This window comes from Streptomyces sp. NBC_01384 (assembly GCF_045040035.1).
Classification (GTDB): Bacteria; Actinomycetota; Actinomycetes; order Streptomycetales; family Streptomycetaceae; genus Streptomyces.
Genome location: NZ_CP109559.1, coordinates 3,818,610 through 3,832,581 on the forward strand (window position 1 = coordinate 3,818,610; position 13,972 = coordinate 3,832,581).

12 protein-coding genes are annotated in these 13,972 nt (G+C 70.9%); 6 read left to right on the forward strand and 6 right to left on the reverse strand.

The features are described 5' to 3' along the window. Positions 1–115 precede the first annotated feature (115 nt). Complete coding sequence (locus OG747_RS17270) at positions 116–1,510, forward strand: PspC domain-containing protein (RefSeq protein ID WP_405880243.1); 1,395 nt, start codon at positions 116–118, stop codon at positions 1,508–1,510. Continuing rightward, on the forward strand, positions 1,497–1,751 hold the full coding sequence (locus OG747_RS17275; RefSeq protein WP_405880244.1) for a hypothetical protein: 255 nt from the start codon (positions 1,497–1,499) through the stop codon (positions 1,749–1,751). Before OG747_RS17270 ends, OG747_RS17275 begins: the two co-directional genes overlap by 14 nt. Positions 1,752–1,976: 225 nt before the next feature. On the opposite strand, the gene OG747_RS17280 is transcribed toward OG747_RS17275, so the two are convergent. Together OG747_RS17280 and OG747_RS17285 are read right to left on the reverse strand one after the other, a co-directional pair. After that, the gene (locus tag OG747_RS17280) at positions 1,977–2,498 is read right to left on the reverse strand and encodes a DoxX family protein (protein WP_405880245.1); all 522 of its coding nucleotides are present in this window, start codon (positions 2,496–2,498) and stop codon (positions 1,977–1,979) included. Between the two features lie 124 nt (positions 2,499–2,622). Next, positions 2,623–3,927, reverse strand: a complete 1,305-nt coding sequence (locus tag OG747_RS17285; protein WP_405880246.1) for a hypothetical protein — start codon at positions 3,925–3,927, stop codon at positions 2,623–2,625. A gap of 257 nt (positions 3,928–4,184) precedes the next feature. Between OG747_RS17285 and OG747_RS17290 the strand changes: the two genes are divergently transcribed. Next, entirely contained in the window at positions 4,185–5,126 is a 942-nt protein-coding gene (locus OG747_RS17290; RefSeq protein WP_405880247.1) for a DUF4429 domain-containing protein, read from the forward strand. A gap of 61 nt (positions 5,127–5,187) precedes the next feature. On the opposite strand, the gene OG747_RS17295 is transcribed toward OG747_RS17290, so the two are convergent. Then, the gene (locus OG747_RS17295) at positions 5,188–5,982 is read right to left on the reverse strand and encodes a class II aldolase/adducin family protein (RefSeq protein WP_405880249.1); all 795 of its coding nucleotides are present in this window, start codon (positions 5,980–5,982) and stop codon (positions 5,188–5,190) included. A gap of 189 nt (positions 5,983–6,171) precedes the next feature. Between OG747_RS17295 and OG747_RS17300 the strand changes: the two genes are divergently transcribed. Next, positions 6,172–6,678 (forward strand): pyridoxamine 5'-phosphate oxidase family protein, encoded by a 507-nt coding sequence (locus OG747_RS17300; RefSeq protein ID WP_405880250.1) that lies wholly within the window; start codon positions 6,172–6,174, stop codon positions 6,676–6,678. A gap of 19 nt (positions 6,679–6,697) precedes the next feature. Here the strand turns inward: OG747_RS17300 and guaA are convergent, their stop codons facing one another. Next, positions 6,698–8,308, reverse strand: coding sequence for a glutamine-hydrolyzing GMP synthase (gene guaA, locus OG747_RS17305; protein ID WP_405880251.1), 1,611 nt, complete (start codon positions 8,306–8,308; stop codon positions 6,698–6,700). 374 nt (positions 8,309–8,682) lie between these two features. Here guaA and OG747_RS17310 point away from each other — a divergent pair, with 374 nt between their 5' ends. Then, positions 8,683–9,021 carry a chorismate mutase gene (locus OG747_RS17310; RefSeq protein ID WP_405885574.1) on the forward strand — a complete coding sequence of 113 codons (339 nt, stop codon included), beginning with the start codon at positions 8,683–8,685 and terminating at the stop codon, positions 9,019–9,021. 600 nt (positions 9,022–9,621) lie between these two features. Here OG747_RS17310 and OG747_RS17315 read toward each other — a convergent pair. After that, positions 9,622–10,854 (reverse strand): hypothetical protein, encoded by a 1,233-nt coding sequence (locus OG747_RS17315; RefSeq protein ID WP_405880252.1) that lies wholly within the window; start codon positions 10,852–10,854, stop codon positions 9,622–9,624. Positions 10,855–11,068: 214 nt separating this feature from the next. Here OG747_RS17315 and OG747_RS17320 point away from each other — a divergent pair, with 214 nt between their 5' ends. Then, positions 11,069–12,103, forward strand: a complete 1,035-nt coding sequence (locus OG747_RS17320) for an LPXTG cell wall anchor domain-containing protein (protein ID WP_405880253.1) — start codon at positions 11,069–11,071, stop codon at positions 12,101–12,103. 98 nt (positions 12,104–12,201) lie between these two features. Here OG747_RS17320 and OG747_RS17325 read toward each other — a convergent pair whose 3' ends face one another. Then, positions 12,202–13,971, reverse strand: coding sequence for a GMC oxidoreductase (locus OG747_RS17325; RefSeq protein ID WP_405880254.1), 1,770 nt, complete (start codon positions 13,969–13,971; stop codon positions 12,202–12,204). Position 13,972: the final 1 nt, after the last annotated feature.

Here is a 13,972-nt window from a genome sequence, read left to right on the forward strand (position 1 = left end):
TCTTCGAGAAGCCGTGGATCGAACGGATCCCGCCGCCCCCGTCAGGGCCGATATCAGGGTTCGGCCAGGGTCATCCCGACTGCCATCGCGCCGCCCCGCCCGTCACCATGGACGCATGACAGATCAGCAGCACGCGGCAGCGGAGCCGGACCCCGGGCCCGGCCCGGGCCCGGGCGCCGCCGCAGGCACCCCGGGCGCCATCGGTGAGGAGCCGCGCGCGCACGAGGGTCCGGCGGCGCCGGAGGTTCCGCGCAAGTTCCGGCGCGACCGGCGGCAGAAGCTGCTGGGCGGGGTGTGCGCCGGGCTGGGGCGGCAGTGCGACATGGACCCGGTGATCTTCCGGATCGTGCTCGCGGTGCTCTCCGCGACCGGCGGCATAGGACTCATCTTCTACGGCTTCGTCTGGCTGTTCGTTCCGTACGACGACGACGAGGAGAACGAGGTCCGCAAGCTCCTCACCGGCCGAGTCGACGGCCAGGCGCTGACGGCCGTGCTCTTCGCCCTGGTCGGGTGCGGGGTGTTCCTGTCGATGCTGAAGAACGGCAGCGTGCTCACGTTCGCCGTCGTCCTCTCCCTGCTTCTCGCGGGCGCGGGGTACTGGTCGCAGCAGCGCGGCGCCCCCGACCCCGACCAGCTCGCCGCGCAGGCCGTGGCCGACGCCCCGCCCGAGGCACAGGCCCCGCCCGTCCCCGCCTCCTACCCCTCCTGGTGGCGCGACCCGATCGTCAAGGACGGCTCGCACGTCGGCGGCACCGGCTATCTGTGGGGCCCCCAGGACGCCCGGGACCGGGATGTCGCGGCCGCGCTCAACATCGCCCGCGGCATCCCCCGCCCGGACATACGGGACCTCCGCGCGGCGCGGGAGTCACGGCCGCGCGGCCCGCGCTGGATCGGCGGCTGGGTGTTCCTGCTCGCGCTCCTCGCCGACGGCCTCGGCACGGACCTGACGTGGCACGACCACACACTCGGCAACAGCCTGCAGATCGGTCTGTCCTGCGCGCTCATCGTGTTCGGCCTGGGCATCGCACTCAGCGCGTTCGTCGGGCGCACGGGCGCGGGGTCCGTCTTCCTCGCAGTGATCACCGCGGCGCTGCTCGCCGGCTCCGTGGCCCTGCCGAAGGACATCAGCACGCACTGGACACGGACCGAGTGGACTCCCGCGACCGCGGCCGACGTACAGCAGAGTTACGACCTCGGCACGGGGGTGGGCACCCTCGACCTCACCCGCCTCGACCTCGCCAAGGGCCAGACGGTGTCGACGAACGCGGAGGTGGGCGCGGGCCAGCTGAAGGTGCTCGTCCCCAAGGACGCGACCGTGAAACTGACCATCGACGTGGGCCTCGGGGACATCCAGTTGCCGGGCGACAAAAAGAAGGATGTGGACGTGGCACCGGGCAAGCACAAGCAGGTGACCCTGCCGCCCACGACCGGCGGCAAGGACGGCGGCACGCTCGACCTGAGCCTCCAGGTCGCCGTGGGACAGGCGGAGGTGATCCGTGCTACGTCATGAGTTCCAGCCGGGAAAGCTGGTCGCCGGCCTCTTCCTCACCGCCGCGGGCACCATCTACGCCGGTGACGCCGGCGGTTGGTGGGACACACCGTGGTTCGTGGTGATCCCCGTCGTCATGGGCGGGCTCTGTCTGGCGGGGGCGGTGGCGTCCCTGACCCATGGCATACGCCGACGACGGTCCGGTGGGCGGGGCGCGGGCGGCGCGGATTCCTCGCCGTCGGACACGGGGGTGGCCGGGTAACAGGGATCGGGCGGGGCAAGCCGGGACGGGGCGAGCGGAGCGAGCTGGGACGGGCGGGGCGCCGAGCCTGGGGGTTCGGGCGCGCCGGGGCAGTGCCGGGCGTGCGCGGACGGACCGCTCGGCCTGGGGTGGCTGGGCGGCACCGACCCGTCAAGGGTGCGTCCGGTGTGTGAGTCACTTCCTGGAGGGCCGGGAGACCCCCCTACCTCGGGTAGCTCCCGCCCCTCAGGTGGTAGCCGCCCGCCTGCGCCTGATCAGGGCGTCCAGTGACCAGTAGGGCGCCCCGGCCAGCACGAGAGGCACCCAGCAAAACATGTACGGGAGGTCGTTGCCGTAGTAGTACGGGTCGGAGGCCCAGCTCACCGTCAGCCACAGGCTGAGGGAGATGAGCGCGCCGCCGAGCGCGGCAAGACGGGCCAGTAGGCCGATCAGGGTACCTATGCCGACGGCCAGCTCGCCGAAGGCGATGGCGTAGCCGAAGCCGACGGGGCTCTTCAGGGCGAGGTCGACCAGGGCCGGGATCGCCGTGGAGTCGCGCACCGCGCGCATCAGGTCGCCGACCGAGCCGGAGCCGGAGTCGGACAGGAAGGCGCTGTTGGTGAGTTTGTCGAGGCCCGCGTAGATGAAGGTGACACCGAGGAAGATGCGCATGGGCAACAGGGCGTAGCGGGTGGCGGTGTCCCGCCAGCTTCGTCCGCCACCGTTCAGGTAGGGGCTTTGGGTGTCTGTCTGCATACCGTGAGTCATCACTCTCGCCGCCTCTCGCCCACGTGCCGTGACCCCTCAATAGACCATACGTACGACTGCGGGTCCCCGTTCAACCGCCGGGCCCCAGTTTTTTCGCACCCGCCGCCCCGGGGGCGGAGAGAGCTCAGTCCGTTACCTCGATCACGCAGCGGTTTGTTTCGACGCCGGCCGCCGTCACCACCTGGACCTCCACCCGGCCCGGCTCCACGTCCACCGGGACCGGCACGGTCAGGACGGCGTCCGTGGGGTTGCTGAAGCCGCCGGGGACCGGCACGAGGGGAACGTGGACATGCACGGCACCGATGCGGACGACCATGCGGGACAGGCGGTCCGCGGTCTGTGCTCCCGGCGGGACGAAACCGGCCCCCCGGATCTCGATGTCGTCGCCGGTGCGGATCGGCGCGTCGAGGTCGCCGGCCTCGCGGGAGCGGACGACGGAGAGAATGACGGGCCGGCCACCCTCGGCGTACTTTCCGGCGAGGTAGGTGGCCGCCGAGACGAGGACCAGGAGCGCCAGGCCCCAGGGGAGGTCGGGGAGCTGTTCCGGGCGCCGGGCCAGCCGTACCGCCGCGAAGACGAGGGCGACGGCGCCGACGACGACGTACTGGATGTCGGCGAAGCTGCCCCGGCCGGAGTCGTCCGTGAGAAGGTCGGCGGCGCGCGGCCGGTCGGCGCGTACCTTCTGCAGGCGTTGCCCGAGGACCCGCAGGCCCACCACCCGTCGTACCAGTACCGCGATCGCGCAGACGACGGCGATGACGGTCACCACTCCGGCACCGCGGGCGAGTTCGAGGCCGGCGATCAGGTCGTCGCGCTTGCCGTGGGCGGAGGCCGCCGCCAGTTGGCCCACCAGGACGAGTACGGCGTACACCACGAACAGGACCCAGCCGGCCGCCATCGCCCGCGAGGTGGAGAGGCGGTTGTCCTCGCCGATGACCGGGGCGAGGGCGCCGCCGCGCGCCCGGTGCAGATAGCCCGCGCCCGTCAGCCCGCCGGCCACCAACAGAGCGGCGAGCAGGCCCGCCGTTCGCGCCGCCGTCCAGCCCGCGCCGATCGCCGTCAGTGCCTGCACCAGGAGCAGTGCCAGGACGGCTGCCCACACGGCGTATGCCGTGCGTCGCCACAGGCGCCCCAGCCATGCCTCGCCGTCGACGCGTCCGCGTTCGGCGACCAGGTCGGCGGACTGGGTGAGTTCGTCGGAGACCCACTGCCGGGACGCGGACGCCGAGTGTGCGACGGCCGCGGGCAGTCCCTGCCCGGACGCCAACTCGTCGCGCTTGGCGAGGAACGCGGCGACGGCCCGCCGGTGCCCCTCACGCGCCCCGTGCGGACAGTCCCCGCAGGTGCAGCCGCCCCCGTGCGCGGCCCCCTGCCCCGCGCCGAGCCCGCCACCGCGCTCCGCGCCGTGTCTCGCCTCCTGCACCGCCACGCCCGCTGCCGCCTTCCCCGCGCCCAAGAACTCCCGTGCGGCCAGAACTTCCGCGCGCCCCGCACGTTTCCGTACGACTCCGCACACCTGACTGCCGTACAACTGCCGTACAGCTGACCCGCAAGCCACGCCGACCTTGCAACTGCCCTGCAATGACAGCGCATTGTGCCGTACGAATCAGTGCTCGCGTCCGGCAGGTCTGGTCAGCGCGGGTGAAGCGGCGGACCCCGTGTTGACCCGGCTGCGAGAATTTCCCTATGGCCGAGATCATCCAGCGCGACGGGACCTGGGCCTTCGACGGCAGCACGGTCAGGATCACACCGGGACTCCACCGCTCCGTGCCGCTGTTCCGGCAGACATACGGGGAGATCGCCGTTCCCCTGGAGGCGGTTTCCGGCATCGCCTACGAACCCGAGCGCAAGCGCGGCCGGTTGCGCCTCAGGCTCCGTGAGGGTGCCGACCCGCTGCTCCAGGCGACCGGCGGCCGGCTTCCCGACCCGGCGGACCCGTACCGGCTGACGGTCGACATCGACCGTTCCGGAGTCGCCGAGTACGTCGCCGAGGAGATCCGGCACGCCCTGCTCCTGGACCAGATCCCCAAGGAACCGGCGAAGGCCTTCCTCCTCATGGGGCCGCCCGTGCCCGTGTCCGTCCGGTCCAGCGACGGCACGGTCTCCTTCGACGGCGCGCAGGTGCGGATCGACTGGGCCGACACCTCCGACCGGGTCAAGCGGGCGACGGGCCCGCGGATCATCTCCGTCGGGGACCTGGTCCAGGTGGAGTGGCTGCCCAATTCCGGCTACGAGGACGGCTTCCTGCGGTTCGTGACGCGCGAGACCGTGTTCTCCAAACTGCCGCCCGAGAAGGACCCGTTCGCGCTCGACCTGTGGGGCAGCGCCCGCCGTGATCTGCTGACGGCGCTCGTCGCCGCCGCGGTGACCGCCCGGCTGCCGCATCCGTCCGTCCGGGCGAACGGGTACGTCGACCGGCCGCCGCAACTCGCCGCCGCCGCACCGGCACCAGGACCGGTACCAGGACCAAGGCCGATACCAGGACCGGCAGGACCGGTACCGCCCCAGGCCGACCACCACGACGTACTCCTGCGCCGGCTGCGGGAGCTGGGCGAGCTGCACCGCGACGGTGTGCTCACGGACGAGGAGTTCGCGGCGACGAAGGCGGCGGTACTCCGAGGTTTTTGACGGCTGCGCTCCGGGGTCGTCGGCGGCGCTCAAGGGTTGTGACGGCCACACTCCGGGGCTTTCAGCTGAGGAGGTCGGGTTCGCTTCTGCTGATGTCCTGCCACAGCGGTTGGTAGTTGATCCACGCCACCAGGTCGCCGCCGAGCTGCTCCCGGGTCGCGACCGCCTGCTTGTGGTCGATGAGGATCGGGCGGCCCGCGGCCCGCGCGGTCAGCTGCACCTGGCTGGAGCGTTCCATCGACAGGAACCACCAGGCCGCCGCGTCCACCGAGTCGCCGACGGTCAGCAGCCCGTGGTTGCGCAGCACGAGCGCCTTGTGGGTGTCGAGCGCGGCGGCGATCCGGCGGCCCTCCTCGGTGTCCACGGCGACACCGGTGTAGGAGGCATACAGTGCGTGATCTTCGTAAAAGGCGCAGCTCTCCTGGCTGATCGGGTCGAGGAGGTCGCCGAGGGCGGAGAGGGCGCGGCCGTGCACGGAGTGGCAGTGCGCGACGGCGACGACGTCGGGGCGGGCGGCGTGGACCTGGGCGTGCACGGTGAACGCCGCCTGGTTCACGTGATAGCGGCCCTCGATCACCTGTCCGTCCTGGTTGGCCATGACCAGGTCGCTGACGGTGACGTGCTTGAAGGGCATCCCGAAGGGGTTCACCCAGAAGCAGTTGCTGTACTCCGGGTCGCGCGCGGTGATGTGCCCGGAGACCCCGTCCTCGAAGCCGAGCCGCCCAAAAATCCGCAGCGCCCCGGCCAGCCGCTCCTTGCGGTGACATCGCTCGTCGTCCAGCGAGTCGTACATCGGTGGCATGGCGAACTGCAGCTGGTCGGTGGGCAGGGGCAGGGGCGGCGTGGGCCCTTGCATAGGTCCTCCAGCACTGGCGTGTTCGGTAACGAGCGGAAGTTACCTCCGGTCGGCACAGGAGAACAGGGCCGTTCGGTGAAGAGAGTGCGCAACCGTTACGAGACGGCCGGGGCCGCTGCCCGATGGCGCCTGCCGAGCGCCCGCCAATACCCGACAGGGGGTGTCGGGTATTGGTGCCACACTCACCGTATGAGCGCTACCGAGAGCCCAGCCAAACATGCGAACCCTGCGCGCTGGGGCACCTTCGCCGCAGCCGAACCCTCACTCGCCCAGTCGGTCGAAGAGCGTTTCGGGGCCTTCACGCACCACGTCCTCGCGACTCTCCGCGAGGACGGTTCGCCCCGGACCACCGGCCTGGAGGTGCGTTTCCTGCGCGGCGAGCTGTGGCTCGGCATGATGCCGGACTCGCTCAAGGCGCTCGACCTGCGCCGCGACCCGCGCTTCGCGCTCCAGGCCAACCCGGGGCCGGGCACGGCGATGGGGGGCGGAGACGTCCGGATCAGCGGACGGGCCGTCGAGGTCGACGACGGGGCGGCCAAGGCCGCGTACGTGAAAGAGGTGGAACCGCCGGAGCCGTTCCACCTCTTCCGCACCGAGCTGACAGAGGTCGTACGGACCTACGTCGAGGACGACACGTATCTGGTCGTCGAGATCTGGAAGCCCGGAGAGCCGGTGCGGACTCTCAGGCGCCGATGAACGCGGACGAGCTTCGGGACTACTCCCACTCGATGGTGCCCGGGGGCTTGCTCGTCACGTCGAGGACGACTCGGTTGACGTCCGCGACCTCGTTCGTGATGCGGGTCGAGATCTTGGCGAGGACGTCGTACGGGAGGCGGGACCAGTCGGCGGTCATCGCGTCCTCGGACGAGACGGGGCGCAGCACGATCGGGTGGCCGTACGTGCGGCCGTCGCCCTGGACGCCCACGCTGCGAACGTCGGCGAGCAGGACCACCGGGCACTGCCAGATGTCGCGGTCCAGGCCGGCCGCCGTGAGCTCCTCGCGGGCGATGGCGTCGGCCTCGCGGAGCAGGTCGAGGCGCTCCTTGGTGACCTCGCCGACGATCCGGATGCCGAGGCCGGGGCCGGGGAAGGGCTGGCGCTGGACGATCTCGTCCGGCAGGCCGAGCTCCTGGCCGACCATCCGGACCTCGTCCTTGAACAGCTTGCGCAGCGGCTCGACGAGCTCGAACTCGAGGTCCTCGGGGAGGCCGCCCACGTTGTGGTGGGACTTGATGTTGGCCGTGCCGGTGCCGCCGCCGGACTCGACGACGTCCGGGTAGAGCGTGCCCTGGACGAGGAAGGCGACGTCCTCGCCCTCCGCCGCCTCGGCGATGATCTCCGCCTGGGCCTGCTCGAAGACCCGGATGAACTCCCGGCCGATGATCTTCCGCTTCTCCTCCGGGTCCGAGACACCCTTGAGCGCGGTGAGGAAACGCTCCTCCGCGTCCACGACCTTCAGCTGAACGCCGGTCGCGGCCACGAAGTCCTTCTCGACCTGCTCGGTCTCGCCCTTGCGCATCAGGCCGTGGTCGACGTACACGCAGGTCAGCTGTGAGCCGATGGCCTTCTGTACGAGGGCGGCGGCGACGGCGGAGTCCACGCCGCCGGAGAGGCCGCAGATGGCGCGCTTCTCGCCGACCTGTTCGCGGATGAGGGCGACCTGCTCGTCGATGACGTTGCCGGTCGTCCAGGAGGGGGTGAGGCCCGCGCCGCGGTACAGGAAGTGCTCCAGGACCTGCTGGCCGTACGTGGAGTGCATGACCTCCGGGTGGTACTGGACGCCGTACAGCTTCTTCTCGTCGTTCTCGAAGGCCGCGACCGGGACGACGTCCGTGGACGCCGTGACCGTGAAGCCCTCGGGGGCGGCGCTGCACGCGTCGCCGTGCGACATCCACACCGACTGCTCGTCCGGGGTGCCCTCGAAGAGGGTGGAGCGAGACCCCGACTGCGAGACGTGCAGGGGCGTACGGCCGTACTCGCGGGCGCCGGTGTTGTCGACCGTGCCGCCGAGGGTCGTCGCCATCAGCTGGAAGCCGTAGCACATCCCGAAGACGGGGACGCCGGACTCGAAGATCTCTCGGTCGAGGCGGGGGGCGCCCTCGGCGTACACCGACGAGGGGCCGCCGGAGAGGATGATCGCCGCCGGCTTCTTGGCGAGCATCTCCTGGACCGGCATGGTGCTCGGCACGATCTCGCTGTAGACCCGGGCCTCGCGGACGCGACGGGCGATGAGCTGGGCGTACTGCGCACCGAAGTCGACGACCAGGACGGTGTCGGGGGCGGCGGGGGACGCTTCTGGCACGGTTTGCCTTCCGGCGGTGAGCATGGGGTGTGGGGTGTCAAGTCTACCGGGGGTGGGCGTGGGGGTGCCTTCGGCGGGTTTCGGAAGCGTCTCTCATCAGCTGAGCGGCCCTGGTAGGAGCGCCGCGAAAGGGGCGCGGGGAACTGCGCGATCAGCCCCCGCCCGCCCTCGGCCGAAGGAAACCCCGGCGCGGCACGACCGGGTCTCAGTATGCGAACCGGCTTGGACCCGCTCCGCCCTGGCGGGCATACTGGCGTCATGCTCACGCACCAGACCTACGTCTTTACCTATGGCAACCGGCCCACCGGCTGCCATGGTCGTGCTGCTTGAGCTACTGACAAGCGACTTCCCAGGCGCCCCGGGCCGACAAGGCCCGGGGCGCCTGCCGTTTCCGGGCGCTGTCGCTCCGGGGCACCCCTTCCACCGAACAACCGAACAGAAGGAGCCCCACCGTGACCGACGTACTCGACAGGACCGGCGCCCGTACCGACGAGGCCGCCGACGTGATCACCGGCGCCCGCGAACGCATCGACGCCCTCGACGACCGGATCATCGGCCTCATCCAGGAACGGATGGCCGTCTCGGCGGTGATCCAGAAGGCCCGGATCGAGTCCGGCGGCCGTCGCGTGAACCTCTCCCGCGAGATGGAGATCCTCAGCCACTACAGCGACGCGCTGGGCAAGCCGGGCACGTCGCTGGCCATGACGCTGCTGGAGCTGTGCCGCGGCCGTATCTGAACCCCCGGACCGCGCCCGTACTCCGGACCCACGTACGCACACGTACGCACGTACGCGTGGCCCCTCACCCGTACGGCGCGTGACCGGGGCGCCGCGGGCTTCGTTGGTCCCGGTGTCCGTGCCAGCCAGGGGCGGGCCCGAAAGAACCACGCGTGGCTCCGCTGGGGCGATGAGACGTACGGATCGTGCTGTGCGTCGTGGGACCTCGTCCCAGGGGTGTGACTGGACGGCAGGGGACAGCGGCCCGGTCACTCAAGAGAACGGTCGGCTCCGGGGACGCCCGGGGCCGACCGGCGGTCACTCCAGACCCGCGGCGCAACCCCCCGGCGCAACCCCCCGGCGCAACCCCCCGGCGCAACCCCCGGCGCCGCTCCCCAGGCACCGGCGCTGCACTGACGTCGGTGCTGACGAAGAAGGGCCCCGCGGTTTCCGTCGACGCTGTTGGCGCAGCCGCTGCGGCCGGGTGGTCGGCCGCGGGAATGTGACACTCGCCGCGCAAGTGTCACATTCGCCGGGCCACACACCATGGCCCCCGGGGCACCGGCCAGACCGCCCACCACGCCGACCGGGATGCGCCAACAGCGTCTTTCCGTCCGCGCGTCAGGTCCGGGACAGCGTGCCGCACGACTCCGTTCCGGAGTGCTCGATGTCCCGGCTCCGGTCGTACGGATCGGTCGTGGGCCCCGTCGGAGCCGCGCCGGTCGGGTCGGACGACGAGAACTGTGGGTGCAGGAAACCGTCGTAGATGCCGCACGCGGTGTTGCCGAGGTCCTGGTCGTACCGGAGGATCGACAGCTTGCCGGGGGTGACCTGGTACTTCCTCGGGTCGGACACCTCCACGTCGAGGACGCGGCGCACGATGGTGCGGGCCACTTCGGTCGAGCCCCCGCTCGAGCCCCCGCTCGCGGCCGCCGTCGGGGTCCCGCTCGCCGCCTTGCCGGCCGGAGTCAAGGGGTAGACGAAGGTGTAGTCCGCGTGGATGGCGACAGACGCGTGCTTGCCCGCCTTGAACGTGATCCGGCCACGGGTCTTGACCACATCCCCGACCAGCCGCACTTCGTCCGGATCGAACCGGCTGAAGAGCAGCAGCGGATCATGCTTCTTGTCCGGTGCGCGCAGCCAGCTGTTCACATCGTCGAGCATTCCGGGCTGCTTCGGGTCGAGGGTGGCGATCGCGGCCGCGGGGCGCTCGCCGCGCAGGGTCCGAGGGTTGAGGTTCGCGCCGACGAGCAGGGCCTTCGTCTGTTCCAGGGCGGTGGCCACTTGGGCCCGGGTGAGCGAGCCGACCGGCGTGGCCTTCGGTACGACGATGCCGGCGGCGCCGTCGGCCCAGCGCTCGGCGGGCGATCCGGCGAACGGCCTGTCGAGCGTGGGAGTGTCGGGCGCGGCGCTGGAAGGAGCGGCGGTCGGGGGCGCGGTTTCGGCCGGCAGCGGGGAGGCGGCCGCGGCGCCGTCGGACGAGGACGATGTTCCGAAGGGGTCGCCGGGCAGCAACGACGGCTTCACCGCCACCAGCGCCACGGCGATCGCGACGGGCAGGCCGATGATCGCCCACAGCCGGCGGCGACGGGCCGCGCGACCGTCCATCTCCCGCCAAGCGGGGCCGGATCGCCACCCGTCCGGCAGGCCACCGCGGGCGTCCTGCCGGCGCAGCCGCTCCGTCACCATGCGCGCCCGTGCGGACGGCTCCTTCGGGGCCGAGTCGCGGATGTCGCGTTCGGTGTCGCGGGCGAACCGCTCCCACACGTCATCGGGAACGGAGGGTTGTCCGGACTCCCCGGACCCCCCGGACTTCCCGAACTCCCCCGCCCCTTCGGGCTGCTTGTCAGACACGAAGGTCAGTTCTAAGTCGATCGAAAGGTTGCGCGCAAGCCACATCCATGTGTGACCCAGCACACATAAGAATTCTGTGAATGGAGACACAACCCTTTACAGGTTTCCCACGTCACACCTGCAGAACCAACGGCCACACCCGCGCCCCACACGCGGAGGCCTCACCCCATACGAGTACCGCGGCACAGCGGTACACCGGACTTCCGAGGTCTTCATGAAGCTTCGCCGTGCCATGGCCGTTGCGGCCGCGACGGCAGCCATAGCCCCACTGGCGCTGCTTTCGGCGCCGGCCGCGTTCGCGACGGACGCGAGCTCCTCCCCGAGCACGACGGTGTCCGAGTCCGCGAGTGAGTCGGCGTCCGCGTCGCCGAGCGACTCCGCTCCCGCGCCGAGCGCCTCCTCCTCCGCCTCCGAGTCGGCGAGCGAGTCCGCCCCGGCTCCGAGCGGCAGCGCGAGCGCCAGCGCCAGCGCGACCGAGTCGAGCAAGCCTTCGGCCTCGGCCTCGGCCTCGCCGACGCAGTCCGCGGAGCCGACGGAGCTGCCGAGCCCCTGCCCCGTCGACGGCAACGGCGTGGACCCCGACTCCCAGCTGTCGCTGGCCGTCTCCGGGCTGCCCGGCAAGATCGTCGCAGGCAGCGGCTGGCACAACTTCTCGCTGACGGCCTCCAACCACAGCGACAAGGACCTCGGTCAGGTCCAGTGGCTCGCCACCGTCGACAACTACTCGGACAGTGACAACGAGAAGGACTGGCTGAGCACCTACGCCCAGCTCGAGTACTTCAACCCCGCGACCAAGTCGTGGGATTCCATCGCCGACGAGGTCGGCAACGGCTTCTACTTCGGCGAGACCAAGCTGAACGCCAAGCAGACGGTCGCCATCAAGCTCCGCGTCAACATTGGCGCGAAGGCCCCGGCCGGCGACGGCTTCGCCCTCGGCTTCGGTGGCTACGTGGACCAGGAGAAGAACTGCGTCCACAGTTCCTTCGCGCTCTACGACCTGACCGTCCTCGCGGCCGGCAGCAGCAACGACAACCCCGGCGAGGCCAAGCCGGGCAAGGGTGACAAGCCGTCCGGCGGCAAGCAGCCGCAGGGCGGCGCCGACGAGATCCCGGCCACCGGCAGCCTCGCGTCGACCGGTTCCTCCTCGGCCCTCCCGGCCATCGCGCTCGCCGGCGGTCTCGCCGTCGTCGCCGGTGCGGGTGCGGTGTTCGTGGTGCGTCGCCGCAAGTCGGGTGACGCGGCCGCGTAAGGAGCCAGTGGCTACGGCTACGCGAAGGACCTGCGCTCGGAGGGGGGTGCAGGTTCTTCGCGTATCCGGGGGTCAAGGTGTTACAGGGTGTTACGGAGTCACTGCTTCGGCGGCACCGTAGGCATCCCCAGGAACGGCAGCCGCAGCGCGCCGAAGGCGTCCGCCGGCACCGCCGGGTCGCGGGGCTCCACCGGCTTGAGGCGTTCGTACGCCGCACCTGGCGCCGGACGCGGGTCCGCCTCGCCCTTGTTGGGCCAGTACGACATCGCGCGCTCGGCCTGGGCGGTGATGGTGAGCGACGGGTTCACGCCGAGGTTCGCGGAGATCGCGGCGCCGTCGACGACCGAGATGCCCGGGTGGCCGTACAGCCGGTGGTACGGGTCGATCACGCCGGTCTCCCGGGAGTCGCCGATCGGGCAGCCGCCCAGGAAGTGCGCGGTGAGCGGTGTTCCCATCAGCTCGCCCACGTTGCTGCCCGCGAAGCCGTTGATCTCGGCGGCGACGGCGGACGCGGCCTTCGACGCGGCCCTGATCTGCTTGGGGTTGGGTGCGCCGTGGCCTTGGCGGGCCGTCAGCAAGCCCTTCCCCGCGCCCTTCGGCTTCAGATACGTCGTCAGCGAGTTGTCCAGCGACTGCATCACCAGGCCGATGATGGTGCGCTCCGACCAGCGGCGGTTGGAGAGCGAGCGGAGCACGAGCAGCGGGTGCTTCGCCGCGTTCGCCAGCCACCCCGCCACCCTCGACGAGCCCTCCGCGTACGGGACCTGGAGGATGGACAGGCCGCCCATGGCGTTCGAGCCCTTGCCGTAACGGACGGGCTCGATGTGGGTGTTCTCGTCCGGGTGGATCGAGGAGGTGATGGCGACGCCCTGGGTGAAGTCGGCCCTGGGGGTGCCGTGCGCCTTGCGGTAGCGGCGGTTGTCGGTCTGCGCGCCCACCAGCGCCTCCGAGTTGGTGCGGGTCAGCTCGCCCAGCCTCGGGGAGAGGTAGGGCAGTTGGCCGCCCGCCTTCATGCGGTGCAGCAGCGTCTGCGTGCCGTACGTACCCGCGGCGATGACGACCCTGCGCGCCTTGAAGGTCCGCCCCGCGCCCTTGCGCTTCTCGTCCGTGGGCAGGGTGGCGATGGCGTATCCGCCCTGCGAGTCGTCGGTGACGGAGACGACGGTCGTCATCGGGTGCACGACGGCGCCCGCCTTCTCCGCCAGATACAGATAGTTCTCGTTGAGGGTGTTCTTCGCTCCGTGCCGGCAGCCGGTCATGCACTCGCCGCACTCGGTGCACGCCCTGCGGGCGGGTCCGGCGCCGCCGAAGTAGGGGTCTTCCACTTCGCCGCCGGGCCTGGTCTTCGCCGTCCCGTCCGCGTCCTGTCCGTCGCCGAAGAAGACACCGACCGGCGCCATGTGGAAGGTGTCGCCGACCCCCATCCGCTGCGCGGCCGCCTTGAGGTGGACGTCGGAGGGGGTCATCGTCGGGTTGAGCCGTACGCCGAGCATGCGCCGGGCCTGGTCGTAGTACGGCTTCAGCTCCTCCTGCCAGTCCGTGATGTCCTTCCACTGCGGGTCGTCGAAGAAGGCCTTCGGCGGTACGTAGAGGGTGTTGGCGTAGTTCAGGGAGCCGCCGCCGACTCCGGCGCCCGCCAGCACCATGACGTTGCCCAGCAGATGGATGCGCTGGATGCCGTACATGCCGAGCGCCGGAGCCCACAGGTAGTTCTTGATGTCCCAGGAGTTCTTGGGGAGCGCGTCGCGGGTGAAGCGACGGCCCGCCTCCAACACACCTACGCGGTAGCCTTTTTCGGTGAGCCTGAGGGCCGTCACCGACCCGCCGAAGCCGGAGCCGACGACGATGACGTCGTAGTCGTACGACACG